Source organism: Microbacterium sp. MYb64 (assembly GCF_002979495.1).
GTDB lineage: Bacteria > Actinomycetota > Actinomycetes > Actinomycetales > Microbacteriaceae > Microbacterium > Microbacterium azadirachtae_A.
The window spans coordinates 88,049-112,437 of the sequence record NZ_PCOW01000006.1; the positions used below are offsets into that span (position 1 = coordinate 88,049).

Below are 24,389 nucleotides of genomic sequence, written 5' to 3' on the forward strand. Positions count from 1 at the left end.
CCATGCGGGTCGCGTTCGCCGGGGTCGCGCATTCGCATCCCTTCTCGGACGCTGCGGGGCTCGTCGCCCGCGGCGCCCGGGTCGCGGGCGTCTGGGACCAGGACGATCCGGCGCGTCGACGGGACTTCTCCGCGCGTTTCGGAGCGCCGGAGCTTCCCGGACTCGCGGATCTGCTCGCGCTGGACCCCGACGTCGTCGTGGCGACGCCGCGCACATCTCGTGCCGCCGAGGTCGCCGAAGCATGCGCCGGGGCGGGGATACCGGTCTTCGCGAACAAGACGATCGCCGGCGACGCCGCAGCGCTCGCGCGCTGGGAGGCGCTGCCGGCCGGGGCGCGGTTCACCTCTTCCGTGCTGCGCTTCGCACCGGCTCTCGTGGCGTTCGAGACGGCCCTCGGCGGCGAACGCGTGCATGCCGTCGAGGTGCACGCGCAGCACGACATCGCGGGCTTCCTCGCGGCCGAGCGGCGCTGGCAGGACGAGCCGTCCGGGGCGGGTGGCACCCTCATGAACATCGGCGTGCACGCCTGGGAGATACTCGACGTCCTCCTCCCCGGCGGGCGGGCGGAGATCCGTTCCGCCGTGCGCACGACGGGGGACTCGCAGACCTCGTCCGAGCTGCTCGGTTCCGTGCACGCGGTCGTCGAGGGGATCCCGGTGTCGGTGACGATCGCGGGCATCGGCGGCGCCGACCGCTACGCCGTGCGGGTCTGGACGGATCGAGGCACGCGCGAGCTGGTCCTGCCGGACGATGCGGACGGTCTCGGCTACGGGGCCACGGCCGATGCCGTGTGCGCCCTGGCGCGAGGAGCGGTTCCGGTCGATCCGCGGCGGACGTCCGCCGTGTACCGCAACGCGATCGCCGCCGCCGAGGCGGCCCGCCGAGACGAAGGATTCCTGGGGAGAGAGACGGGCGCAGCACTGCGCCTTCCACGCGGGCACGCCCGCACCGATGGCGATGACGCCGGAAGTGAGACGACATGACCGAGACGATTCCGCAGGACAGCGCGCAGAGGGCAGAGGGACGGTCCCGCCGACTCGTGCTCGCCGGGTTCGGGGCCGCGGCGCTGGGCGGCCTCACCGCCGTCGCCGCGGCCGCCCCGGCGAACGCCGTGACGGTGCCGACGGCCAGGGATGCCGCATCCGCGGCGACCGTCGCGGCGCTGGCATCGGTCAACGCCAAGGCCGATGACATCGTCGCGGTGGCCGGATACGCCCACCCCGGCGATGGCGGGGGCGGGCTCTTCCGCTGCATCACCGCTGATCCGCCGGCGGCCAACGCCGGCACCGTGGTTCCCGGCAAGGGCGGCGCCGTCTGGGCGCGCGTGCACACCGGCACGGTCGACTTCCGGGCCTTCGGGATCTTCGGTCCTGAGACGCCGGCCGACGATGCGCTCGACGCCCTGGTCGGCGACGCCGCGGTCGTGCGCATCGAGGCGCACACCGATCTCAACTTCGTGCGCAGGCACAAGTTCAGCCGCTCGGGCATCGCCTTCGACTTCGGCGACCACCTGATGACGACCGAGGGGATCGAGAACGCCGGCAAGGACGATCCGTTCGCGGCGGTCATGTACTTCTGCGGCGAGGTCACGGGGGAGGAGCACTCCGCGGCGCTCGGCGAAGACATCCCCGATCTCGCCGACGTGCTGCCGGTGGGAGACTCCTCGTTCTTCGCCGTGGGCGAGTGGTACGCGGCGGAGGTGAACGCCCGCTCCGGCCGTTGGGAGCGCGAGCTGCAGAAGCTCGTGCAGGTGACGCAGATCGTGGACGGATCCCACGTGCGCATCAACTACCAGATCGGCTGGCCGCTCGGATCCGACCGCTCGATCACGTGGCGGCACATCAAGCCGGTGCAGGACGTGGTCGTCTCGCGCCTCCGGTTCCTCGGGAAGGGCACGGATGAGTTCACCGGATCCCATCCGCTGGCCTTCGAATACGCGGTGCGCTGCGACGTCGACCACATCGACGGCACTGCGACGTTCTGGCCGCTCATCATGCGCCGCTGGAACACGTCGTACACGACCGAGAGCTGCTCTCTGAAGAACCCGACCTCTGTCACCTGGGGCGGCGCCGGCTACCTGACCCAGCAGATCTACTGCCTCTACGGATACGTCGCGAACAGCCACACCTCGAACGCGCGGCACCTGAACGACTTCACCGCGAGCGCGTACTGCCTGGTCGAGAACTGCCACGGAGACGGCGATGACCAGGGGCCGTTCGTCACGCACGGCCAGTTCGAGCACGATCTCACCTACGTGGGCAACTCAGGCCTGATGACCTTCGCGAACTCGGGCGCGGCCTGGGGCTCGGCCGCCAAGCGGATCACCGTGCGCAAGCACGTCTGCTCCTGGTTCGTGGCGCGGGTCAAGGTCACCGACCTCACCCTCGAGGACGTCCGCGTGATCGGCAAGAAGGGGCTGGACGGATCCGGGATGCTGTGGATCAATGCGGACGGCGCCCAGCTGCGCGGCTGCTCCGCGACCGACACGCTCGTCATCACCCAGTCGTCGAGCGCGTCGAAGCGTCCGACCGTGATCGAAGCATCGGACTTCGCGTTCGTCGCTGCGGGGGACCTCACCAACGCCTCCGTCACGGCCCCGGTCGCGTTCGTCGACACCGTGCTCTCCGGCGTGAACGGCATGCGGATCGGCGGCGCCGGTGCGGTGACGTTCCGCGGTGGACGGCTCACGGGCGGAGATCGCGACACCGCATTCGGCACGGTCTCCGCGCGGCTCCGCATCGACGGTGCCGATCTCGAGGATGTGCGGATCGACGCGGCGGGCAAGGACGCGCAGGCCGTCGAGATCCTCGGCGGATCCGCACTGTCGACGACCAAGGGCGCAGGGCTCTCGCGCAGCGGCGCGGGAGACCTCACGGTCCTCCTCGGCGACAGCACCTTCACCGGCGACGGCACGCACGTGTCGCTCGGATCCGGCGTCAACCACTACCGCGCGACGGGCTGCCGGTTCGTCGGCGGTGCGCTCGAACTCCCGGTCGACGGCTTCGGGGACAAGAGCACGCTGCTGCACTCGGGCAACGTCGAGAGCGGTGTGAAGCGCACGGTGCCGCAGGAGGCCGCGAACGTGCTGCTGTCGGGGAACGTCGTCGTATGACCGCCGAGCCGACCATCCGGACCGCCGTGCCAGGGGATGCCGCGGCGCTCGCCGCGCTCTGGGCGCACGCGTTCACGCCGCCGCTCGCGCCCGATCAGTGGGAGGCGGACCCCGACAGGTTCGCGCACACGATCGTCGCGGAGGACGCATCGGGACTGGTCGGCTCGATCCATGGACGGGCCAAGCGCCTGCGTGAGGAGGCGGGCGGCCTCGCGCAGGTGCACGCCATCGGCAGCGTCGCCGTCGCCGACCGGGCGCGCGGGCAGGGTCTCGCACGGCGCCTGGTGTCCGCGACGCTCTCGTCGGCGCGGCGATCCGGGGCGGACTGGGCGCTGCTGTTCACCGGCACCCCTGGTGTGTACCGCTCCAGCGGTTTCGAGCTGTTCGCCATGGAGCGGGTGCTGGCCGGGCCGTGGCAGGCGCCGGCCTCGACCGACGGGGCCGAGGTGCGCCGCGGCACGGTCGGTCCTGGTTCGAGTGCGCGCTGGCAGCGGGCGTACGAGGACTCCCGAGAGGGCGTCGTCCTCGCCCCGGTGCGTTCCGAGGGCGACTGGATCATGGCCGAGGTGCGGCTCGCGGGCCTGCGCACCTACACCGTGGAGCGGGACGGGTCCGTGCTTGGCTACGCCATCGCGGATGCACGGGGAGGGCGCGGCGAGCTCGTGGAGTTCGCTGTGCCCTCCGACGCCCAGGACCGGATCCGCCCGGCTTTGCTGGCCGCCGTCGCCGAGGACTGGCGGGCCGCCGGCGTCGACCGATGCGAGATCGCCGTGCCGGCCCGCCCCGCGGACCTCGCGATCATGCGGGACTTCGCGCCGGGGGCGGTCCCCGCGCCCGATACGACCGGGATGACCCGGGCGGTGCGGCGGGCGCCCCGCCTCACCGGCGTGCGGCACTTCGGGGCGGGTGACTACTTCTGAGCGCGGCGCGCCGCCGCCCCTCGTGATGGATCCGACGACTTCGGGGAATCCACGAATCCCCTGCGGAAAGATCGTGGTTTCGGAGAGGCTCGCGGCTGTGCGCGTTCCTAAACTCGAGAGGAAGCAGCGGGTACGACCACCCGCGGATCAATCTCACTGTGGAGACGCTCATGACCTCACTCGATGCCGTCCTGCTGGATGCGTCCGACCCGTCGTTCTCTGCTGATCGGTTCGCCACCTACAGGTCGCTCCGCGAGACGACGCCGGTGGTCCGGACGGCGGTGAACGGCCGCCCATCGTGGCTGGTCACGCGGTTCGCCGAAGTGGAGCGCGTGCTCAAGGACCCGGGATGCACGGTCGAGCCGCGTCCCGGCACGATCCCCGACCACGTCGGGAACGGGCCGGCTTCGGAGTTCTATCGATACTCGCTGCCGAACATGGATCCGCCCACCCACACCCGACTGCGCAAGCTCGCCGCGCCGGCGTTCGCGCCCCGTTCGATCAAGTCCATGCGCGGCTGGGTCGAGGAGATCATCGTCTCCGGCCTGGACCGCCTGGAGGACTTCGACGACGAGGTCGACTTCGTGCACGAGTACGCCGCCCGGATTCCGGCGATGATCGCCTGCCGGCTCCTGCACGCGCCGATGGCGGACGCCGAGTCCGTGCTGCAGCGGATGCCGGCCCTCAACCCCGTGCTGAGCCAGAGCGACATCACGCCTGCCCAGCTGGCCGAGGCCGATGCCGCCGCGCAGTTCTACATCGACTACATCGGAGACCTCGTCGACACCTTGCGCGGCCGGATCGACGAGAACGATGCGGTGGGTGCAATGCTGAGCGCCGAGGCCGATGGCGAGCGTCTCTCCCGGATCGAACTGGTGATCACCCTGGTCGGGTTCTTCGTGGCGAGCTATCACACGACGATGGTCGCGATGACGAACGCCCTGCACTCGCTGCTGCGGCATCCGGATCAGTACGCGCTCCTCGCAGGGGACGGCGCGCTGGCCGCATCCGCATGGGAGGAGAACCTCCGCTACGACTCGCCCGTTCATTTCATCTGGCGCCATGCGGGCCCTGATCTCGTCCTCGACGGCATCCCCATCCCGCAGGGCGATCATCTGCTGTTGGGCCTCGCGGCCGCGAATCGGGACGGAAGGCGGTTCGCCGCGCCCGACGACTTCCGCATCGATCGGGCCGAGAACAAGCACATCGCCTTCACGGCGGGCGGGCACTACTGCCTGGGGGCACCGCTGTCCCGGCTGGAGGGCGAGATCCTCCTCCGCGAGCTGCCCCGGCGATTCCCGCGGATGGAGCTGCGGGAGGAACGGGTCGACCGGTTCCCCGATCTGACCTTCCCCGTGATCGGCCGGCTCCTCGTCGCCCCCGGCGGTGCACGATGACATCCGGCTGGGGGCCTGAGGAGCGCCTGGCCGCGGTGAGCGTCACCTTCGACCACCTCGGCGAGGCCGCTGAGATGCAGATCGGGCGGATTCCGCTCGATGCGCCTGTGGGCGACCATCACAGCGTGACCCAGGAGCTTCCCCGGCTGCTCGACATGCTCGCCGCGCACGGGCAGCGGACCACGTTCTTCATCGAGGCTTGGAACCTGGACGTCTACCCCGAAGCGGTGCGATCGATCATCGCCGCGGGGCACGAGGTCGGCTGGCACGGCTGGCTCCACGAGCCCTGGTATCAGAGCTCGTCCGCCGAGATCGCCGAGTCGGTGCAGAAGAGTCTGGACGCCTTCGACCGCTTCGGCATCCGACCCAGGGGTGCAAGGCCGCCGGCGGGACTGCAGGGCGACCACTCGCTCGAGCTCCTCAGCGAAGCGGGTTTCGACTACGTGTCCCTCGCGGGAACGTCCTTCGGCTCCGCGCACGGGCTTGCTCTGCTGCCCTATCCCTGGCACGCCGTCGACGGTGCCTACTACGTCCCCGGGTTCACGCGATTGCGAGTGCCTCCGGGAGACGATCCCGTCGGGCCGGACGAGATGCTGGACGCGTACCAGGACCTGGTCGACGAGGTGGTGGACCGGCGAGGATGCCTCGCGTTCGTCTTCCATGTGCCGTGGCAGGACTCACCGGAGAAGGTGGCGGCGATCTCGACGCTCCTGGACCGGCTGTCGGCGGATGAGCGGGTATGGCTCGCATCGGGCGACGCGATCGCCGACGCGGTGCACGAGAACCAGGAGAGGTTTCCGATCGGGCACCGGGACGAGGTGCCGGCATGGTGACTTCGGGCCGCGGCGCGCGGAACGCGCCGCATCTGACCGCCGTCCCGACGCCCGCAGCGACCTCGCGGTTCTGGGCCGAGGTCGAGGACGGGCTCGATGCGCTCACCGGTCGCCTGGTGGAGGAGATCCGCGAGGAGCTGCCGACCTATCACGCGCTGCCCGCGGAGGAGCAGACCCGCACCGTGCGAGAGCTCCTCGGCGCGATGACCGAGAGCCTCAGGAAGCACGAGCTGCCTCCGCCCGAACGGCTGCAGATGATCAGGGCCTCCGCCCGCCGAAGGGCCTACTACGGCATGCCCGTGTACGACGTGCTGGCCGCCTTCCATTTCGCGCATCGTGGGCTGTGGGAGAGGTTCCGCGGCGCGCCGTCCGGCTCGGAGCGCCTCCTCGTGGATCTCGTCGAACCGATGGCGGCGTGGGCGCAGGAGATGAGCCAGGCGGTCGTCGATGCCTATGTCGACCAGCAGGGCGGCAGGGATGCGCGCGAGCGAGAACTGTGCGCGCAGCTCTTCGAGCTCCTCGACGATCCGGGACGCCTGGACGGTGTGAGCGACATCCTGCGCGAACTGTCCTATGATCCGGACGGGGAGTTCACCGTCCTCGTCGGCCGTCGGCGAGCGTGGACGAGGGACGCGACGGCGGCTCTCCAGCGTGCGAGCCGCCGGCTCACCGGCGTCGTCCGACAGGGGACGCGGGCCGGGCTCGCGATCATGATCTCTCAGGGAATGGCGGTCGACGACCTCGCGCACGCCGCGCACGAGGTCATCGGCGCGGAACCGCTCGGCGTCGGTCTGGCCAGGCGCGGCGTCGAGGGAATCCGGGAGAGCGTCGCGGACGCCGTCCTCGCACTGAGGGTCGCCGAGGAGTCGGGACGCGCCATCGCGCGCTTCGACGAGGAGTGGTTCCTCGCCGCGCTCGTGGACCAGACGACCCGTCTCGCGCCGTTGCTCGCGCGGCCGAAAGAGGTCGCGGTCCAGAACCCCGATCTCGCCGAAGCCGTCGTCGCGTTCGCCGATGCGGGCTTCTCCCTCGCCGGCGCCGGGGAGCGGCTTCGCCTGCACCCGAACTCCGTCTCCTATCGGCTCGGCAAATGGCAGGAGCACACCGGGCTCGACGTGCGATCCTTCTCCGACCTGGCGAGATCCCTGGCGGCGATCGCGCGCGCGAGGTCCGCCCGATGAGGCTGGTCAGCTACGGCCCTCGAGGCGCGGAGCAGCCGGCGGTGATGGTCGACGACGATCGCCTGCTGCCGGTCGCACCCGTCCTCGCGCGACACGGCATCCGCTCGGGCGGCTGGGCCGACCTGCTCGGCTCCTGGGAGCTGATCGCCCCGATCCTCGAGGCGGCATTGCGCGCGCCCGATGCGGAGGCGGTGGTCCTTCGCGAAGGAACGCGACTCGGGGCTCCGGTCACCCGCCCGTCCACGGTCGTCGCGATCGGATTCAACTACGCCGACCACGGGGGCGACGTACTGGGCGCGCCCCCGCCCGTCGGCGACCCGGTCGTCTTCCTGAAGACCGTCACCAGCGTGAGCGGCCCCGAGGACGAGATCATCGCTCCTCCGGAGACGGCGCAGCTCGACTACGAGGTCGAGCTGGCGGTCGTCATCGGTCGCGGCGGGCGACGCATCGCCGTCGCGGACGCGTCCCGGCATATCGCCGGCTACATGATCGCGAACGACGTGTCCGCCCGCGACGTCGCCTTCGGGGCAGGAACGGACCACCCTCTGCTGTTCCAGATCGCGAGGGCGAAGGGGTTCCCGACGTTCTGTCCGACCGGTCCCTGGATCCTCACGCCGGACGAGGTGCCCGACGCCGGAGACCTCGGCATGGCGCTGAGCGTGAACGGCGAGCTGCGTCAGAAGTCGTCGACGGCGCGGATGACGGTGCGGATCCCGGAACTGATCTCCTCGGTCAGCGCCTCCATGGAACTGCGCCCGGGGGACGTGCTGCTCACCGGCACGCCGCCCGGTTGCGGGTTCCAGCAGGATCCGCCCGCGTATCTGCGCGACGGGGACGTCGTGGAGGCGTGGATCGAGGGCCTGGGGCGGATGCGGACGCCCGTCCGCGCGGAGTCGTCGTCGTGACGAAGGAAGGAGGCGAACGATGCCGAGAGTGACCTACCGCAGAGGCGCCGAAGAGACCGTCGTCGATGTCCCCATCGGGATCAGCCTCATGGAGACGGCGATCGAGGAGGACATCGACGGCATCATCGGCGAGTGCGGCGGGAACGCCATGTGCGCCACGTGCCACGTCTACGTCGCATCGGACCAGGTGGATCGACTTCGCCCGATGGCGGACGACGAGGACGAGATGCTGCAGTGCACGGCCTCGGAGCGGCGGGCGAACAGCCGTCTGAGCTGCCAGATCTTCATGACCGATGAGCTCGTGGAGCTAGTCGTCGAACTCCCGGAGGAGCAGTGATCGCCCCCGTCGTCGTGATCGGCGCCGGTCATGGCGGCTTCCACCTCGCCCTCGCCTATCGCGAGCTCGGTGGACGCGCACCCGTCGTCCTGCTGGATTCCCGTGGAGGCCTCCCCGTGCAGCGTCCGCCTCTGTCCAAAGCCTTCCTGGCGGCGCCGGCCGACCGGGCACCGCGACTGGAGTTCCGGCCGTCGGAGTTCTATGAGAAGCGCGAAATCAGGCTGCGCCGCGGAATGGCCACGGCGATCGACGTGGTCCGGAAGACAGTAGCGATCGCCGGTGATGACCCGCAGGAGTACGGGCATCTCGTGCTCGCGACGGGGGCCCGCAATCGCGTCCCCGAGATCCCCGGAATCACGCTCTCGGGTGTGGTGGGCCTGCGGACGCCGGAGGACGCGACGGGGCTCCGCGACGCCCTGATGCGGGCCGGCGATGTCGTCGTGATCGGGGGAGGGTTCATCGGCTTGGAGGTGGCGGCCGCCGCCGCGAAGCACGGCGGCCGCGTCACCGTGATCGAAGCGCTCGATCGCGTGATGTCACGGGTCGTCTCCGCGCCGATCTCCCGGCATTTCGAGGCCGTGCACGCGGGGCACGGTGTCGTGATCCGCACGGGCATCGGCGTCACGGCGCTGCATGGGGAAGGGCGGGTACGCGAGGTGGAGCTCTCGGACGGCTCCCTCCTTCCCGCCGATCTCGTCGTGGTCGGGGTGGGCGTGCTGCCGGAGGTGGACCTCGCCAGGGACTCCGGTCTCGCGGTCGACAACGGCATCGCTGTGGACGCCACGCTGCTCACCTCGGATGCATCCGTCTCGGCGATCGGAGATTGCGCGTCGTTCCCGGTGGGAGAAGACCGCCGTCGGCTCGAGTCGGTGCAGAACGCCGCAGACCATGCGCGCACCGTCGCTGCCCGCCTCACCGGGGATCCGCGCCGCTACGAAGCCGTCCCGTGGTTCTGGAGCGAGCAGCACGGTTCGAAGCTTCAGATCGTCGGCGTGCCGACGGGCGGGGAGGATGACGTCGTCCGTGCGGACGGCGAGGGGGGATTCTCCGTGCTCCATTTCGCCGGCGGGGCCTTGACCGTCGTCGAGTCCGTGGATCGCCCGGCGGATCACGCTGCGGCCCGCCGGCTCCTCGGCAGCTCTTCGCGGATCAGCCCGGAGCGCGCCCGTGCTCATGGATTCCGGCTCGCCGATCTCGTGGGCGCATAGCCGTGTTCGGGGCGGCCGACTCCTTCTGAGGGCGGAGCGTCACTCCGTCGTGGTCTCTGCCTCCGGACGACCGACGGTGAGCGGCGCGATCCGGTCGACCGCCTGCGTGACGTGCGCGGCGATGACGTCGCGCACGGCCTCGGGGTCGCCGCCGGCGATCGCCTCGTAGATGAGCCGGTGACTGCGGACGTGCTCGGCCTGCTCGGCCGGTGGAAGCGCGGCGTTGGCGGCCTGGATGAATCCGGCGATGCGTCCGCGCAACTGGGCGTTCAGCTCGGTGACGAACCGGTGCTCCGACAGTTCGGCGAGGGCCTCGTGAAAGGCGCGGTCCTGCCGCAGCACCTCGGTCATGTCGCCGATGGGCGCGGCATCCATCGCCGCCAGGATCTCCTGCAGCCGGTGTGCGGACGCTTCGCTCCAGCGCTGCTGCACGCGGATCGCCATGAACTGCTCGAGCACGATGCGCAGACTCGAGATCTCTTCGAGATCCCGCGCGGTGAGCTCGGCCACCCTGGCTCCGCGTCGCGGTTCGCGGACCACCAGCCGTTCCTCCGCGAGGCGGGTGAGGGCCTCCCTCACCGGGATGTGGCTGACGCCGAGGGACGCCGCGAGACGCCGTTCGACGAGGCGCTCTCCGGGCATCAGCTCGCCCGAGTGGATCGCGGCGCGCAGCTCGTCGGCCACCTGTTCGGCGATGTTCTGGTCCGTCACCGTGCGCATGGCTCCCTCTCGCGGTTCGCGGCTTCCGCGCACCGTCTTCCGATGCTATGGCATCCGATCGAGAGGAATGGGCTGGACGAAATCCCAATTTTGCTAGATGCTATAGCGAACGACCTACCCGATGCACCCGATGGAGGAGGCACCATGTCACGACGACGTGCTTGGCTGAGCGGAGGGGCGCTTGTCATCGCCGCTCTGCTCGTCAGCGGCTGCGGTTCCGCGACGAAGCCCGATGGAACCGCTCAGAAGGGCGGGACCCTGACGGTCGCCGCCGCCCAGGGCATCCCGCAGCTCAACCCCGCGATCCGCACTTTCGCCTGGGAGGAGATGCTGTTCCCCCTGCTCTGGAACGGGCTGACGAAGACGGATGCCTCCGGCAAGGTCGTCGGAGATCTCGCCGAGCGGTGGGAGGCGTCCGCCGACCAGAAGACCTGGACCTTCACTCTGAAGCAGGGCGTCACGTTCTCCAACGGGGACCCGTTCACCGCCGCATCGGCCGTGGCGGCGTTCCGCTACTACCTCGACGACAAGACGGCGACTCAGGAGAAGAACAAGATCTCGATGGTCACCGATGTCTCCGCGCCGGACGAGAAGACGGTCGTGATCACGCTCTCGGAGCCGATCGCCACGTTCCCCGCGGGCATCGTCTGGGTCAAGATGATCGACATCGACGCGCTGGGATCGATCGACAAGCAGCCGATCGGCACCGGCCCCTACGTCGTGCAGAAGTTCACCCCCGACGACTCCGTCACGCTGGTGCCCAACAAGAAGTTCTTCGGCACGGCGCCGGCCCTGAGCGCGATCAAGGTCGTCAAGGCGGCCGAGTCGACCGCGGCGGTGACCGGGCTGCGATCGGGTGACATCGACGTGCTGTGGTCGGTGCCGCAGGGCGACGTCGCGGGCCTCGAGGGCGGTGACATCTCGCTGGTGCGCCCGGACAGCCCCAGTCAGTGGCCGTCCTGGGAGGTCGACACGACCTCGGCGCCGTTCAACGACGTCCGCGCCCGTCAAGCGCTCGCCTATGCCACCGACCGGGAGGCGATCCTCGATGCCGCCTACTCCGGTCAGGGGGAGGTCTCGCCGACCAACAACGCGCTCGGTGCGAAGAACCCGTGGTTCGCGGGCGATCTGACCGACTACTCCTACGACCTCGACAAGGCGAAGAAACTGTTCGCCGAGGCGGGTGTCACCGAAGGCAGCACGCTCACCTGGTGGGGTGTCGCCGGGCAGTACCCGGAGTGGAACACGAGCGGCGAGATCCTGCAGGCGAGCCTGAAGAAGATCGGGATCACCCTGAAGATCGACAACAACGACATCGGCACCTGGGTGAACTCGTTCTACCCGGCGGGCAAGAGCTACCCGGGCTACATCGTGCCGAACTTCCAGTCCACGCCGCCCGAGCCGGGGTATTCGCTGAACTTCTACCTGCCGGGGCGCTGCGAGTGCAACTGGCAGGATCCGGAGTTCACGGCTGCCTTCGCCGCGGCGATCGCCGAGCCCGACGAGAAGGCGCGCAAGGAGAAGTGGGGCAAGGCGGAGGAGATCATCAACCGCGAGGTGCCGCTGATCGTCCCGCTGCAGTCCACGGTCGTCTCCGCGACCAGCACGAAGGTCTCGGGAGTGTGGGTCGAGGGCGGCGGTCAGCTGCACCTCGAGGACGTGCGGCTGAAGGGCTGACGTGACGCTCTCCCTCCTTCGACGGGTGGCGATCAGCATCGCGATGCTGATCGCCACCTCGATCCTCGTCTTCGTGGTCCTGCGGCTGCTCCCGGGAGATCCGGTGATCACCCGGCTCGGGTCCACGCCCGGCGTCGACGCCGAGATGATCATGCGCCTCCGGGAGGAGGCCGGGCTCGACGCGCCGATCATCGAGCAGTACCTCCGCTGGATGGGAGGCGTCTTCACCGGCGACTTCGGGCAGTCCTACTTCAACCAGTTCTCCGTGACCGAGCTCATCGCGCAGCGGTTCCCGGCGACCATCGAACTCACCCTCATCGGCATCGTGCTGGCCGTCATCATCGCCGTTCCGACCGCGGTGGTCGCGTCGCTGCGTCCTCTCGGCGCGGTCGACCGGGTCCTCACCGCGATCTCCACCGCGGGTATGGCGCTGCCCCAGTTCCTCATCGGGATCGTGCTGATCGTCGTGTTCGCCGTGCAGCTGAGAATCCTGCCCGCACGCGGATTCACGCCGTTCGGCGAGGATCCGGCAGCGAACCTGGTGCGCATGATCCTTCCGTCGCTCACGCTCGCGTTCGCAGCGGCGCCGCTCCTGATGCGGTTCCTCCGGGCGTCCATGATCGAGGTGCTGGATGCTCCGTACATCCGCACCGCGAGGGGAAAGGGGCAGTCGGCGTCGGGCGTCGTCCTCGGCCACGCGCTGCGCAACGCCCTCATCCCCGGTCTGACCATGCTCGGCCTGATCGTGGGCTACACCCTCGGCGGCGTGGTGATCGTGGAGTACGTCTTCGGCATACCGGGGCTCGGCTCCCTCGCGATCGACGCGGTGTTCAAGCGCGACTACGCGGTGCTGCAATCGGTCGTGCTGCTGATCTCCGCCCTTTTCATCCTCACGACGCTCGTGGTCGACCTGCTCTACGGCGTCCTCGACCCGCGTCTGCGCACCAGGAGGGCCCGTGGCTGACTCGACTTCGACCCTCGTGGCGCCGGCGCGCCGCCGTGCGCGCCGCGTGTCTCCCGCCTCGCTCTTCTCGGTCGGCGTCATCGCGCTGATCGTGCTCGCCTGCGTCCTCGCGCCGGTGCTCTCGCCCTACGACCCTGCCGCGCAGTCGCCTCAGCGGTTCGCCCCGCCCTCGGGTGCGCACCTCTTCGGTACCGATGAGCTGGGGCGCGACCTGTTCAGCCGGGTGCTGTACGGCGGCCAGCTCACCGTCTTCATCGCCGGCGGCGCCACGCTCGTCGCGATGGTGCTCGGCGTCGCGTGGGGGATGACGGCCGCTTTCCGGCGCGGCGTGGTCGACGAAGTGCTCATGCGCCTCGCCGACACCGTCATGGCGATCCCGCAGATCCTCTTCGCGCTGGTGTTCATCTCGGCGTTCGGGGCCGACCCCGTCAAGCTCGCCGTGATCGTGGGCGTGCTGCTCACCCCGACCACGGCGCGCCTCGTGCGCTCCGCGGTGCTGAGCGAGCTGCAGGAGGACTACTTCACGGCGGCGGTGGCGTTCGGATCCACCCGGCGCCGGCTGCTCTTCACCGAGGTGCTGCCGAACGCCCGCGGACCGATCATCGTGCAGACGGCGATCAACGCCGCCAACGCCATCCTGCTCGAGGCGTCGATGAGCTTCGTCGGCCTCGGCATCGCCCCGCCCCAGGCGACCTGGGGAACGCTCATGCAGCAGGGGTACCAGAAGATGTACCAGTCCATCGGGTACGTGCTGTTCCCCGCGCTGTTCATCTTCGTGACGATCTGGCTGCTCAATGTGCTCGCCGACCAGTTCGGCGGCGACCGGAAGGGGATGCGCCGATGACGTCGGTTGCGGACGATGCCGTTCTGGAAGTGCGCGACCTCACGGTCGCCTACGGAGACACGACGCCGGTCAAAGGCATCGGTTTCGCCGTGAGGCCGGGAGAACGGATCGGCCTCGTCGGCGAGTCCGGATCCGGCAAGTCCCTCACCGCGCTCTCGATCATGCGGCTCGCGGAAGGCGCCCGCCTCGGCGGCAGCATCCGGCTCGAGGGGCGAGAGCTCCTCGACCTGAGCGAGCGCGAGATGACGCGAGTGCGCGGCGGCGAGATCGCGATGGTCTACCAGGACCCGATGAGCTCGCTCAACCCCGTGCGCACGATCGGCCATCAGCTGGTCGAGGCCATCAGGCTGCACGACCGCATGTCGAAGGAGGCGGCGCGCCGTCGTGCGGTGGAACTGCTCACCGAGGTGGGGGTGCCGTTCCCCGAGGAGCGCCTCTCCCAGTACCCGCACGAGTTCTCCGGCGGAATGCGCCAGCGCGTGATGATCGCCATGGCGATGTCGTCGCGCCCGAAGGTCCTCATCGCCGATGAGCCGACCACGGCGCTCGACGTCACCACCCAGTCGCGCATCATCGATCTCCTGGACCGGCTGGCCGAGGAGCACGGCACGGCCGTGGTGCTGATCACGCACGACCTCGGCGTCGCGGCGGGGTTCTGCGAGCGCATCCACGTGATGCGGCAGGGGCGGATCATCGAGGAGGGCCCGGTCGAACAGCTCTATGCGGCACCGGAGCACCCCTACACCCGTGCGCTGCTGGGCGCCGTCGTCGACCTCACCGTCGATGTGCACCGGCCGATCCAGACGACCGGGGACGTGTTCGAGCGGCATGTCGCCGAGGGCGACGGGGATGGAGCGGTCAGCGCCGTCGACCGGGCCAGGGAAACGGGCGACGTGCTTCTCGACGTCCGTGACCTGCGGAAGGTCTTCGCCCTCGGATCCGGCCGGCGGGTCACCGCCGTCGACGACGTCTCGTTCCAGATCCGCCGCGGCGAGACCTTCGGGCTCGTCGGGGAATCGGGATCCGGGAAGTCGACGGTCTCCAAGGCCGTGCTCGCCCTGGGCGGCATCGACGGAGGATCGGTCGTCTTCGACGGCCTCCGCCCGCACGAGCTGCGGGCGGAGCCGCTGCGCCGGCTGCGTCGCAGGATGCAGATGGTGTTCCAGGACCCGTTCTCCGCCCTGAACCGGAGGCAGACGGTCGCAGAGATCATCGAGGCGCCCTTGCGCGCCCACGGCATCGGCACCCGCGTGAGCCGGGCAGACAAGGTGCGGGAGGCGATGCACCGCGTGAGACTGGACGAGGAGTTCGCGTCGCGGCTGCCCCGGTCGATGTCGGGCGGGCAGTGCCAGCGCGTGTCCATCGCGCGCTCGCTCGTCCTGGAGCCGGAGTTCCTCGTTCTGGACGAGTCGGTCTCCGCGCTGGACGTGTCCATCCAGGCGCAGGTGCTCAATCTGCTGCGCGACCTGCAGTCCCAGCTCGGCCTCACCTATCTGTTCATCAGTCACGATCTCGCGGTGATCCGATACATGTCCTCCACCGTGGCGGTCATGCAGCAGGGCCGGATCGTCGAGATGGCGGCGCGCGACCAGCTCTTCGCCGATCCGCAGCACGAGTACACCCGGGGTCTGATGGCGGCGATCCCGATCGCGGATCCGGTCGCCGAACGCCGGCGCAGGGCCGAGGCCGCCGCACTCTGGGAATCGTCCGGCAGGCCGACGGGCACGGTCGTCACCCGCTGACGGGACGTCCCTTCCCTATCCCCGAACACCCGAACACTCGTCGAAGGAGAAACATGTCGTCCCCCGCATCGCTCGCCCGCACCTCGTCCGACGTCGGCGCGAGCGCGATGAAGAAGGCCATCTGGCGGCTCGGTCCGTTCCTCGGCCTGCTGTACCTCGTCGCGTACATCGACCGGAACAACGCCGGGTTCGCCAAGCTGGAGATGACCCAGGCGCTGCAGATGACCGAGGCGGTCTTCGGGCTCGCGGCAGGGATCTTCTTCATCGGATACCTGCTCTTCGAGGTGCCGAGCAACCTGCTGCTCGAGAAGTTCGGCGCGCGCAAGTGGATCGCGCGGATCATGATCACCTGGGGGATCGTCGCGGTGCTGACCGCGTTCGTGCAGGATGCGACGCAGTTCGCGATCGCACGATTCCTGCTCGGCATCGCCGAAGCCGGATTCTTCCCCGGCGTCCTGCTCTATCTCACGCTCTGGTTCCCGCGGCAGTACCGCACGCAGGTGCTCGCGGTGTTCGCACTGTCGAACCCGCTGGCGAACGCGATCGCAGCGCCGCTGTCCGGCTGGATCATGGGCCTGCACGGATTCCTCGGGATGGAGGGGTGGCAGCTGGTGTTCCTGCTCGAGGGCATCCCCGCGGTGCTGCTCGCCTTCGTCGTGTTCTTCTGGCTCCCCGACCGCCCCCAGGATGCTCGCTGGCTGACCGCGGCGGAGCAGCGCTGGATCTCCGACACGGTCGCGGAGGAGACCGCGGCGACGGAGCGGGTCCATGGACGCGTCCGGCTCGCCGCCGTCTTCGGCAACGGGAGGTTGTGGCTGCTGATCCTGCTGTTCTTCGGCGTCGTCTTCGGGGCGTACGGTCTGGGCCTCTGGCTGCCGACGATCGTGAAGGGCATGGGGGACTTCTCCACCGCCACGATCGGCTGGCTCGTCGCGGTGCCGAACATCTGTGCGGCGCTGCTGATGCTGCCGTGGGAGCGGGCGGCCCGCAAACAGGGCAACATCCCCCTGCAGGTCGGCATCACGCTGTCGATCACGGCGCTGTCGCTGCTCGCGGCCGTGGCCGCCCGTGAGGTGCCGCTTCTCGCGCTCGCCGCCCTGTGCGTGGGCATGTCGGCGCTCTTCGCGACGACGCCGCTGTTCTGGAGCCTGCCGCCGATGGTCCTCACCGGAACGGCGGCCGCCGCGGGACTCGCCTTCATCAACTCGGTCGGCAACCTCGCCGGGTTCGCCGGGCCGTACGCGATCGGATGGATCACCGAGAGCACGGGATCGGCCGTGTGGGGCCTGCTTCCGGTCGCGGCGCTCACGGTGATGGGCGCGGCGATCGGGTTCGTGCTCAGCCGCCGGCCGGAGTTCTCGAAGCAGGTGCCGGTCGGCACTGCGGAATGAGTCCTGCACGAGGGTAGGGTTTTGCTATAGCAATGGAGGAGACGGACGAATGGCGCAGCAGGCCGCACTCGGGGGCACCATGATCGGGGATCGCATCCGCGTCCCGCGCACACGCGCGAGGATCGGCGTCTCGCGGCGCGACATCACCCCTCCGGTGGGGATCCGCGCGAAGAACTGGGGTCCGGCCGACTGGGAGCGCTCCGAGGGCGTGCACCGCCCGTTCGCCCTCACGGCGCTCGCGCTGATCGGCGACGACGAGCGCCCGCGCGTTCTGCTCGCCGTGGACGGCACGTGGTGGCGCCGTGTCGCCGACGAGCAGGGGGTGCGCGGAGCGATCCTCGACGGCCTGGGGCTCGAGCCGGATCAGCTCATGCTGTCGCTCTCGCACACGCACGCCGGCGCGGTGCTCTGCGCGGCCGATGCGCACCTGCCGGGAGGCGAGCTCATCCCCGGGTACCTGGCGGCGCTGGCCGCCGCGGGTGTCGCCGCAGGCCGGGAGGCGCTCGACCGCGCCGAACCGGGGCTGATCGAATGGGCGCAGGGGCGATGCGCGCTCGCGGCGGATCGCGAACTGGTCCTGGACGGACGTGCCCTCGTCGGTTTCAACCCTGCGGGCGACGCCGACGACACCGTCGTGATCGGGCGAGTCAGCGTGGACGGAAGGGTGTGCGCGACGCTCGTGAACTACGCCTGCCATCCGACGACCCTCGCCTGGCAGAGCCGCGAGGTCTCGCCCGACTACGTCGGCGCGATGCGCGAGATCGTCGAGAGCGCCACGGATGCGCCGTGCCTGTTCGTGCAGGGCGCCTCCGGGGAGCTCGCACCGCGCGAGCAGTACACCGGTGACGTGTCGGTGGCCGACCGGCACGGGCGTTCGCTCGGGCATGCGGTGCTCGCCGCGCTCGACGCACTGCCCTCTCCCGGCGACGAGGTCACCCTCGACGGGGTGGTCGAGTCGGGGGCCCCGCTCGCGATCTGGGCGGGACGCCCCGCCGGGGCCGACGGCTCGGCCGCCGGCACGAGGACGAGCACGGATCTGCCGCTGCGCGATCTGCCCACCCTCGACGAGCTCGCGGAGGAGTGGAAGGACATCGACCCCCGCTCGCGGGAGGAGCGGCTCGGGCGCGCGCGCAATCTGCGCGAGGGCTACATCGACGGTCCGACCGTGTCGCATCCGGTGTGGGCGTGGCGGGTCGGCGATGCGGTGATCATCGGCCACCCCGGCGAAGCGTATTCGCGATTCCAGCGCACCCTGCGGGCGCGGTTCCCGGATGTTCCGATCGTCGTGATGAACCTCACGAACGGGCCGGGGTTCGTCTATCTGCCCACGCGCGAGGCCTACGACCGCGGCGCCTACCAGGCCTGGCAGACGCCGCTCGCGCCGGGCGCTCTCGACCTGCTCGAGGAGCACGCGTGCCGCGTGGTCGCCGAGCTGCTCGGCCGCTGATGCGGTCCGTCCAGACACAGCAGTCCCCCGAGGTGAGGAGAACCATGACCGCTCAGAGACCCGTCGCCGTCGTGACCGGAGGAGCAGCCGGCATCGGCTGGGAGATCGGACAGCGCCTCGCCGCCGACGGCCTTCTCGTCGTCGCCGTCGATCGCGTGCCCGCGCTCACCGCGGGGGAGAATCCCGCCGGGATCTTCTGGCGTGAGCTCGACGTCACCGACCATGAGGCGGTCGATCGCGTCTTCACCGGGATCGAGGAGGAGCTCGGACCGATCGCGGTGCTCGTCAACAACGCCGGCATCCAGCGCCATCGCGGCATCGAGGACCTTGCCTGGGATGAGTGGACCGCCGTCGTCGACGTGAACCTGCACGGCGTGTTCGCCTGTCTGCAGGCGGCGGGCCGTCGGATGCTCGCACGGGGCGAAGGGCGGATCGTCAACATCTCGTCTGTCTCCTCGCGCGGCTCGGCCGGGCGCGCGCCCTACGCGACGACCAAGGCCGCGGTCATCGGCCTCACCGCCACGGCGGGGGCCGAATGGGCTGCGCGCGGCGTGCGCGTCAACGCCGTCGCGCCCGGCTACGTCGACACCGGCGTCTTCCGGCAGGGTGTCGAGGCCGGCACGCTCAGCCTCGACACGATCCTCTCGCGCATCCCCGCGAAGCGCCTCGCCGACGCGAGCGAGATCGGTGCGGCGGTGAGCTTCCTGGTGTCCGATCAGGCGTCGTACATGAACGGGCAGACGCTCTACGTCGACGGCGGCTTCATGGTCGACTACGGCGTCCCTCTCGCGAAGAAGCCCGAATGACCGGGATCGCTCGCATCGACACGGCCACGGCCGTGCTGCCCCTCCCCGCGCCGCTGCGGCTGGGCGCCATGACGGTGGCCCGGCGCGAGTACAGCGCCGTGCGAGCGACCGCGTCGGACGGCACCCAGGGCGTCGCCTACTGCCTGTCGCGGGAGGCGCCGATGGCGGAGATCGTGCAACGACTCGTCGCCGGCCACGCCCTCGGCGCCGATCCGGACGATCCGGCGTCGACCTGGGAGCGTATGCTGCGCGGCAGCGCGATCGTCGGCAGGGTCGGGCTCGTGCGCCGCGCGGTCGGACTCGTCGACATCGCGCTCTGGGACATCGCGGCCCGCCGCGCCGCTCAGCCGCTCTGGCAGCTGCTCGGAACAGGGGACGCGCCGAGGCCCTCGATGCTCGTCGCCGCATATCCGACGCCCGATCGCACCCCCCGAGCGGTCGCCGACGAGGTGCTCGCGCAGGCGGACGGGTGGGCGCAGGTCAAGATCTCCCGGCTCCCCGATCCGGCCTACATGCGCGAGCTCATCGGGATCCTGAACCGTGAGCTCCCTGATGGCACGGGCCTCGTCGTGGACGTCGGCTTCGGCTGGCGGGACGCCGAAGAGGCGCTCGCCGAGGTCGCGCAGTGGGGCGACCCGCGGCTCGCGTGGCTCGAGGATCCGCTGCTGCCGGAGGACGTCGCGGGCTGCGCGCGGATCCGGCGGGAGTCGGGCCTGCCGCTCTCGGTCGGCGACGAGGTCACGGATCCCGCCGTGCTGCGGGCGCTCGTCGAGGAGGACGCGGTCGACGTGCTGCGCCTCGATGTGGTCGCGATCGGCGGCATCACCCCCGCGCTCGAGATCATCGCGTGGGCCGGCGAGCGGGGAGTGCCCGTCTCCGGACACGTCTCCTCCGAGGTCACGGCGCATCTCGGCATCGGTGTGGAGACGTTCGCCCGTGACCGCAACCCGTACGACCCTGCGCCGGCGTTCATCCTCGGCGGCCCGGACTACGAGGCGCGGATCGCTCCGGGCCGGGCGCCGGGCCTGGGCTTCGACCTCGATCCGCACGTCTTCGACTTCGACAGGAGCACGCCATGAGTCTCAGCACCCCGCGCAGCGTCGTGGTGACGGGCAGCGGAAAGGGCATCGGCAGGGCCGTCGCCGAGCGGCTCACGGCGGACGGCTGGATCGTCGTCGGCCTGGAGCGCTCGGCCGGATCCGGGAGCGTCGAGGCCGGCGCCTGCGCCGAGGTGGTGCTCGGAGACGCCTCGGAGCGAGACGCCCATCGCCGGGCTGCGGAGGCGGCGATCGCGCGGGCTCCGCTGGCGGGCTGGGTCAACAACGCCGGGATCACGAAGCTGACGAGGCTGCATGAGCTCGATGAGGACGTCGTGCGCGAGATCCTCGGCATCAACGGCTTCGGCTACGTGTGGGGCTGCAGCACGGCGGTCTCCGCATTCGTCGATCAGGGGGTCGCCGGCGCGATCGTCAACATCGGCTCGATCCACGGACGGGCGAGCCACCCCGATCACGCCGCCTACGAGTTCACCAAGGGCGGGATCGACGCGCTCACCCGCAGCGTCGCGGTCACCTACGGCGGGCTCGGCATCCGGGCGAACACCGTGGCCCCCGGCGGTGTGCGCACTCCGCACCTGGAGGCGCAGATCGCCGCTTCGGCCGATCCCGATGCCGCAGAGCGGGCGCTCGCCGAGGGCCCTCCGATGGCGCGGATCGCCCGCGCCGAGGAGGTCGCCTCGCTGACCGCGTTCCTGCTCTCGGACGAGGCCCCGTACCTCACCGGGCAATCGATCGCGGTCGACGGCGGATGGACGTCGTCGTTCGGCGACGTCTCCATCGACCCGGATCTGCGGGCCCGTTTCGGAAGGGGCCGCTGAGCGGCGGGGTCAGGCCTTCAGCATCGAGGCCCGGGCGATCAGGCCGTCGACGACGTCGAAGGTCGCGATCGTCTCGGTGGCGACACCCGCGTTGACGACCTGCTCCTGGGCGACGACCCAGCGCGTGCCGAACAGGACGCTGTCGTCGATCGTGCAGGAGAGGTCGGGATTCGCCAACCTGGACTCGTAGAAGGCGCGGATCGCCGCGGCCCCGACGATCGGATCCGGCGCGACGCCGACGATGACGGCGTCGGCGGCATAGGTCGCGACGAACGCGTCCAGATCGTGCGCGTTGAAGGCGTCGAGCTGGGCGTGGACGGTGTCCAGGGCTGTGCGGCCGCGGTCAGTCAATGCGAACTCCTCCGTTGACGTCGTACGTGGCGCCGGTGATGAAGCGGGCGCGCTCCGAGGCGAGGGAGGCGATGATCCAGGCGACATCCTGCGGCTCGCCGAAGTCGCCGAGAGGGATGGACCCGGCGAGCTTCTCGCGGCCCTCGCCCTGGAGCTGATCGGTGATCGCGCTCGCGACGGGGCCCGGTGTCACCGCATTCACGCGGATCCCCTCGCCGGCCAGCAGTCGGGCGAAGCTCCGGGTGATCGCGAGCAGCGCACCCTTGCTGGCGGCGTAGTGCATGCCGGTCTGCAGGGCGCCGACCTGTCCGGCGATCGAGGAGATGTTGACGACGGAGCGGTCTCCGCCGGCGGCCCGCAGCAGGGGGAGCGCGGCGCGGGTCAGCAGGAACGTGCCGCGCGCGTTGGTCTCGAGCACCAGATCCCACTCGTCGATCTCGATGTCCTCGAAGGGGACGTAGGGGCAGACGCCGCCGTTGTTCACGAGAACCTCGAGCGCACCCCATGCCCCCTCGATCTCCGCGATCAGATCCTTGATCGACGACGGATCCCGCAGGTCCAGACGCGACACGTGCACGTCGGGGGATCCGGCGGCCCGGCACTCCTCGGCGACGCGCGAGGCCTCGGCCGCGCGTCCCGCATAGGTGATCCAGACCGCGTCCCCGGCGCGGGCGAGTTCGAGCGCGGCGGCGGCTCCGATGCCGGAGCTCGCGCCGGTGATGAGGGCACGGCGAACAGTCATGGGGAAAACGCTATAGCAAAGCCTCCTTGAAAGAAACTCCGGCTCGACCGTTGCTAGATGCTATAGCATTCACGACATGACTCAGCCCCTGACCCTCATCACCGACTGCGATCTGCCCGGTGACGCCGCGGAGCGGACGCTGCGTTCCGCCGGAATCAGCGCCGTACGCGCGACCGATACGAGCGACGATGCGCTGGCGGGCCTCGGCAGCGACGCCGAGGCCCTGATCGTGCAGTGGCGCCGCATCGACGGCGCGCTGATGGACCGGATGCCCCGGCTGCGCGTCATCAGCAGGCTGGGCATCGGCTACGACATGATCGACGTCGCCGCCGCGACCGAGCGGGGCATCGCGGTCGCGAACACCCCCTGGTACTGCATCGAGGAGGTCGCCGCGCACACGATCGCGATGGTCATGGCGCAGGGGCGGGGACTGCCCGCATACGACCAGGCCGTGCGTGCGGGCGTCTGGAAGCCCGTCGATGCTCGGCCGTTCGCCGTGCGGCCCTCCCGGACCACGGTGTCGGTGCTCGGCTTCGGCAGGATCGGATCACTCGTGGCGAGGGGCCTGCGCGGTCTCGGGTTCCGCGTCGTGGTGGCAGACCCGTACGCCTCGGAGGACGCGGTCCGGCAGGCGGGCTGCGAACCGGCCTCGCTCGCCGACGCGATCGCCGCGGCCGACATCCTGACACTGCACGTGCCGCTCACGGAGGAGACGAGGCACCTGATCGATGCCGCCGCGCTCGCGCGCATGAAGCGGGGAGCGGTCGTGGTGAACACCTGTCGTGGGGCGCTGATCGACGAGATGGCGCTCGTCGACGCGCTGACGTCGGGGCACCTCGGAGCCGCAGCGCTCGACGTCTTCGAGACCGAGCCCCTGGGCGTCGACTCGCCCCTGCGCATCGCGCCGAATGTGCTGCTCAGCCCGCACGCCGCCTGGTATTCGCCCGAGGCGCTGGAGGATCTTCCGGTGCACGCCGCCGACAACGTCGTGCGTTTCCTCGCCGGTGACGACGTGCCCGCGATCGTCAACCGCGCGTACGCGGCGCGCTGACGCGCGGGAACGGAGGGATCCTCATGGAACTGATGCGCCTGGGAGAGCCGGGAGCCGAGCGGCCGTTCGTCCGCGATGACGAGGGCGTCGTGCGCGACCTCGCCTCGCTCACCGATGACATCGACGGCGCGTTCCTCGCCGCGGACGGGATCCCCCGGGTGCGCGCCGCGCTCGCCGCGGGAACGCTCGCCGCGGTGGATGCGACGGGCCTTCGCGTCGGTGCGCCGGTCGCGCGGCCGACCGCGGTGATCTGCGTCGGGCAGAACTACGCCGCGCACGCCGCGGAGTCGGGGTCTGCCCCGCCGTCGGAGCCGGTGCTCTTCTTCAAGCACCCGAACACGATCATCGGGCCCGACGACGTGGTGCTGCTTCCGCCGGGCGCCGAGAAGGTCGACTGGGAGGTCGAGCTCGCCGTCGTGATCGGGCGCACGGCACGATACCTGTCGTCTCCGGAGGGCGCACGTGCCGTGATCGCCGGATACACGGTCTCGAACGACGTCTCCGAGCGCGCCTATCAACTCGAGGTGTCGGGCGGGCAGTGGTCGAAGGGCAAGTGCGCGGAGACGTTCAACCCGCTGGGGCCGGTGCTCGTGCCCGCCGACGAGATCGACCCCCAGGGTCTCCGTCTCCGTTCGTTCGTGAACGGCGAGCCCCGGCAGGATTCGTCCACGGCCGACATGATCTTCCCGGTACTGCAGCTCGTCCACGAGATCAGCCGGTTCATGGTCCTGGAGCCCGGGGACGTGATCAACACCGGCACCCCTCAGGGCGTGGCGCTGTCCGGACGGTTCCCCTACCTGTGCGAGGGCGACGAGATGAGGATCGAGATCGACGGGCTCGGCTCCCAGCGGCAGCGCGTGCGGCGGGCGCGAGAGGACTGAGCGG

General features: G+C 70.3%; 23 protein-coding genes. 20 read left to right on the plus strand and 3 right to left on the minus strand.

What is annotated here, in order from left to right; genetic code table 11:
• Window positions 1-2: 2 nt before the first annotated feature.
• The 9 genes from CQ044_RS07855 (at window position 3) to CQ044_RS07895 (ending at window position 9,893) form a co-directional block, all read left to right on the plus strand.
• Window positions 3-983 (plus strand): hypothetical protein, encoded by a 981-nt coding sequence (locus tag CQ044_RS07855; protein ID WP_105687950.1) that lies wholly within the window; start codon window positions 3-5, stop codon window positions 981-983.
• Window positions 980-3,112, plus strand: coding sequence for a peptidase C14 (locus CQ044_RS07860; RefSeq protein ID WP_181158221.1), 2,133 nt, complete (start codon window positions 980-982; stop codon window positions 3,110-3,112). The genes CQ044_RS07855 and CQ044_RS07860 overlap by 4 nt, the downstream gene beginning before the upstream one ends.
• Complete coding sequence (locus CQ044_RS07865) at window positions 3,109-4,032, plus strand: GNAT family N-acetyltransferase (RefSeq protein ID WP_105687951.1); 924 nt, start codon at window positions 3,109-3,111, stop codon at window positions 4,030-4,032. The genes CQ044_RS07860 and CQ044_RS07865 overlap by 4 nt, the downstream gene beginning before the upstream one ends.
• A gap of 170 nt (window positions 4,033-4,202) precedes the next feature.
• Window positions 4,203-5,429, plus strand: coding sequence for a cytochrome P450 (locus CQ044_RS07870; protein ID WP_105687952.1), 1,227 nt, complete (start codon window positions 4,203-4,205; stop codon window positions 5,427-5,429).
• Window positions 5,426-6,262 carry a polysaccharide deacetylase family protein gene (locus tag CQ044_RS07875; RefSeq protein WP_105687953.1) on the plus strand — a complete coding sequence of 279 codons (837 nt, stop codon included), beginning with the start codon at window positions 5,426-5,428 and terminating at the stop codon, window positions 6,260-6,262. Before CQ044_RS07870 ends, CQ044_RS07875 begins: the two co-directional genes overlap by 4 nt.
• Window positions 6,256-7,443 (plus strand): CdaR family transcriptional regulator, encoded by a 1,188-nt coding sequence (locus CQ044_RS07880; RefSeq protein ID WP_105687954.1) that lies wholly within the window; start codon window positions 6,256-6,258, stop codon window positions 7,441-7,443. The genes CQ044_RS07875 and CQ044_RS07880 overlap by 7 nt, the downstream gene beginning before the upstream one ends.
• Window positions 7,440-8,348: a fumarylacetoacetate hydrolase family protein gene (locus tag CQ044_RS07885; RefSeq protein WP_181158222.1), complete on the plus strand. Its 909-nt coding sequence runs from the start codon at window positions 7,440-7,442 to the stop codon at window positions 8,346-8,348. The genes CQ044_RS07880 and CQ044_RS07885 overlap by 4 nt, the downstream gene beginning before the upstream one ends.
• Window positions 8,349-8,367: 19 nt before the next feature.
• On the plus strand, window positions 8,368-8,685 hold the full coding sequence (locus CQ044_RS07890; RefSeq protein ID WP_105687956.1) for a 2Fe-2S iron-sulfur cluster-binding protein: 318 nt from the start codon (window positions 8,368-8,370) through the stop codon (window positions 8,683-8,685).
• On the plus strand, window positions 8,682-9,893 hold the full coding sequence (locus CQ044_RS07895) for an NAD(P)/FAD-dependent oxidoreductase (RefSeq protein WP_105687957.1): 1,212 nt from the start codon (window positions 8,682-8,684) through the stop codon (window positions 9,891-9,893). Before CQ044_RS07890 ends, CQ044_RS07895 begins: the two co-directional genes overlap by 4 nt.
• A gap of 39 nt (window positions 9,894-9,932) precedes the next feature.
• On the opposite strand, the gene CQ044_RS07900 is transcribed toward CQ044_RS07895, so the two are convergent.
• A complete protein-coding gene (locus CQ044_RS07900; RefSeq protein ID WP_105687958.1) occupies window positions 9,933-10,613 on the minus strand; it encodes a GntR family transcriptional regulator in 681 nt (226 codons plus the stop codon).
• 144 nt (window positions 10,614-10,757) lie between these two features.
• On the opposite strand from CQ044_RS07900, the gene CQ044_RS07905 reads away from it, so the two are divergent.
• The 9 genes from CQ044_RS07905 to CQ044_RS07945 are packed head-to-tail and all read left to right on the plus strand — an operon-like array spanning window position 10,758 to window position 21,360.
• Entirely contained in the window at window positions 10,758-12,290 is a 1,533-nt protein-coding gene (locus CQ044_RS07905; RefSeq protein WP_181158223.1) for an ABC transporter substrate-binding protein, read from the plus strand.
• A gap of 1 nt (window position 12,291) precedes the next feature.
• Window positions 12,292-13,254 carry an ABC transporter permease gene (locus CQ044_RS07910; protein ID WP_105687960.1) on the plus strand — a complete coding sequence of 321 codons (963 nt, stop codon included), beginning with the start codon at window positions 12,292-12,294 and terminating at the stop codon, window positions 13,252-13,254.
• A complete protein-coding gene (locus tag CQ044_RS07915) occupies window positions 13,247-14,098 on the plus strand; it encodes an ABC transporter permease (RefSeq protein WP_105687961.1) in 852 nt (283 codons plus the stop codon). The genes CQ044_RS07910 and CQ044_RS07915 overlap by 8 nt, the downstream gene beginning before the upstream one ends.
• Window positions 14,095-15,840, plus strand: coding sequence for an ABC transporter ATP-binding protein (locus CQ044_RS07920; RefSeq protein ID WP_105687962.1), 1,746 nt, complete (start codon window positions 14,095-14,097; stop codon window positions 15,838-15,840). Before CQ044_RS07915 ends, CQ044_RS07920 begins: the two co-directional genes overlap by 4 nt.
• Window positions 15,841-15,893: 53 nt before the next feature.
• The gene (locus CQ044_RS07925; RefSeq protein ID WP_105687963.1) at window positions 15,894-17,231 is read left to right on the plus strand and encodes an MFS transporter; all 1,338 of its coding nucleotides are present in this window, start codon (window positions 15,894-15,896) and stop codon (window positions 17,229-17,231) included.
• Window positions 17,232-17,280: 49 nt separating this feature from the next.
• Window positions 17,281-18,678 (plus strand): hypothetical protein, encoded by a 1,398-nt coding sequence (locus CQ044_RS07930; protein ID WP_258133205.1) that lies wholly within the window; start codon window positions 17,281-17,283, stop codon window positions 18,676-18,678.
• Between the two features lie 44 nt (window positions 18,679-18,722).
• The gene (locus CQ044_RS07935) at window positions 18,723-19,484 is read left to right on the plus strand and encodes an SDR family NAD(P)-dependent oxidoreductase (protein ID WP_105687964.1); all 762 of its coding nucleotides are present in this window, start codon (window positions 18,723-18,725) and stop codon (window positions 19,482-19,484) included.
• The gene (locus tag CQ044_RS07940; RefSeq protein WP_105687965.1) at window positions 19,481-20,563 is read left to right on the plus strand and encodes an enolase C-terminal domain-like protein; all 1,083 of its coding nucleotides are present in this window, start codon (window positions 19,481-19,483) and stop codon (window positions 20,561-20,563) included. Before CQ044_RS07935 ends, CQ044_RS07940 begins: the two co-directional genes overlap by 4 nt.
• Entirely contained in the window at window positions 20,560-21,360 is an 801-nt protein-coding gene (locus tag CQ044_RS07945) for an SDR family NAD(P)-dependent oxidoreductase (protein WP_105687966.1), read from the plus strand. Before CQ044_RS07940 ends, CQ044_RS07945 begins: the two co-directional genes overlap by 4 nt.
• 9 nt (window positions 21,361-21,369) lie before the next feature.
• Here the strand turns inward: CQ044_RS07945 and CQ044_RS07950 are convergent, their stop codons facing one another.
• Both CQ044_RS07950 and CQ044_RS07955 read right to left on the minus strand, forming a co-directional pair.
• Window positions 21,370-21,711: a nuclear transport factor 2 family protein gene (locus tag CQ044_RS07950; protein WP_105687967.1), complete on the minus strand. Its 342-nt coding sequence runs from the start codon at window positions 21,709-21,711 to the stop codon at window positions 21,370-21,372.
• Window positions 21,704-22,453, minus strand: coding sequence for an SDR family NAD(P)-dependent oxidoreductase (locus CQ044_RS07955; protein ID WP_105687968.1), 750 nt, complete (start codon window positions 22,451-22,453; stop codon window positions 21,704-21,706). The genes CQ044_RS07950 and CQ044_RS07955 overlap by 8 nt, the downstream gene beginning before the upstream one ends.
• Before the next feature lie 76 nt (window positions 22,454-22,529).
• On the opposite strand from CQ044_RS07955, the gene CQ044_RS07960 reads away from it, so the two are divergent.
• Together CQ044_RS07960 and CQ044_RS07965 are read left to right on the plus strand one after the other, a co-directional pair.
• A complete protein-coding gene (locus tag CQ044_RS07960) occupies window positions 22,530-23,504 on the plus strand; it encodes a C-terminal binding protein (protein ID WP_105687969.1) in 975 nt (324 codons plus the stop codon).
• Window positions 23,505-23,527: 23 nt separating this feature from the next.
• Window positions 23,528-24,385, plus strand: coding sequence for a fumarylacetoacetate hydrolase family protein (locus CQ044_RS07965; protein WP_105687970.1), 858 nt, complete (start codon window positions 23,528-23,530; stop codon window positions 24,383-24,385).
• Window positions 24,386-24,389 lie beyond the last annotated feature (4 nt).

What these genes read in the sequence shown, in the direction of transcription:
- CQ044_RS07930 (WP_258133205.1), top strand. Translation starts at nt 17,281, where the DNA reads ATGGCGCAGCAGGCCGCACTCGGGGGCACCATGATCGGGGATCGCATC.
- CQ044_RS07960 (WP_105687969.1), top strand. Translation starts at nt 22,530, where the DNA reads ATGACTCAGCCCCTGACCCTCATCACCGACTGCGATCTGCCCGGTGAC.
- CQ044_RS07880 (WP_105687954.1), top strand. Translation starts at nt 6,256, where the DNA reads ATGGTGACTTCGGGCCGCGGCGCGCGGAACGCGCCGCATCTGACCGCC.
- CQ044_RS07860 (WP_181158221.1), top strand. Translation starts at nt 980, where the DNA reads ATGACCGAGACGATTCCGCAGGACAGCGCGCAGAGGGCAGAGGGACGG.
- CQ044_RS07870 (WP_105687952.1), top strand. Translation starts at nt 4,203, where the DNA reads ATGACCTCACTCGATGCCGTCCTGCTGGATGCGTCCGACCCGTCGTTC.
- CQ044_RS07965 (WP_105687970.1), top strand. Translation starts at nt 23,528, where the DNA reads ATGGAACTGATGCGCCTGGGAGAGCCGGGAGCCGAGCGGCCGTTCGTC.
- CQ044_RS07855 (WP_105687950.1), top strand. Translation starts at nt 3, where the DNA reads ATGCGGGTCGCGTTCGCCGGGGTCGCGCATTCGCATCCCTTCTCGGAC.
- CQ044_RS07935 (WP_105687964.1), top strand. Translation starts at nt 18,723, where the DNA reads ATGACCGCTCAGAGACCCGTCGCCGTCGTGACCGGAGGAGCAGCCGGC.
- CQ044_RS07945 (WP_105687966.1), top strand. Translation starts at nt 20,560, where the DNA reads ATGAGTCTCAGCACCCCGCGCAGCGTCGTGGTGACGGGCAGCGGAAAG.
- CQ044_RS07865 (WP_105687951.1), top strand. Translation starts at nt 3,109, where the DNA reads ATGACCGCCGAGCCGACCATCCGGACCGCCGTGCCAGGGGATGCCGCG.
- CQ044_RS07875 (WP_105687953.1), top strand. Translation starts at nt 5,426, where the DNA reads ATGACATCCGGCTGGGGGCCTGAGGAGCGCCTGGCCGCGGTGAGCGTC.
- CQ044_RS07905 (WP_181158223.1), top strand. Translation starts at nt 10,758, where the DNA reads ATGTCACGACGACGTGCTTGGCTGAGCGGAGGGGCGCTTGTCATCGCC.
- CQ044_RS07890 (WP_105687956.1), top strand. Translation starts at nt 8,368, where the DNA reads ATGCCGAGAGTGACCTACCGCAGAGGCGCCGAAGAGACCGTCGTCGAT.
- CQ044_RS07900 (WP_105687958.1), bottom strand. Translation starts at nt 10,613, where the DNA reads ATGCGCACGGTGACGGACCAGAACATCGCCGAACAGGTGGCCGACGAG.
- CQ044_RS07955 (WP_105687968.1), bottom strand. Translation starts at nt 22,453, where the DNA reads ATGACTGTTCGCCGTGCCCTCATCACCGGCGCGAGCTCCGGCATCGGA.
- CQ044_RS07920 (WP_105687962.1), top strand. Translation starts at nt 14,095, where the DNA reads ATGACGTCGGTTGCGGACGATGCCGTTCTGGAAGTGCGCGACCTCACG.
- CQ044_RS07925 (WP_105687963.1), top strand. Translation starts at nt 15,894, where the DNA reads ATGTCGTCCCCCGCATCGCTCGCCCGCACCTCGTCCGACGTCGGCGCG.
- CQ044_RS07885 (WP_181158222.1), top strand. Translation starts at nt 7,440, where the DNA reads ATGAGGCTGGTCAGCTACGGCCCTCGAGGCGCGGAGCAGCCGGCGGTG.
- CQ044_RS07940 (WP_105687965.1), top strand. Translation starts at nt 19,481, where the DNA reads ATGACCGGGATCGCTCGCATCGACACGGCCACGGCCGTGCTGCCCCTC.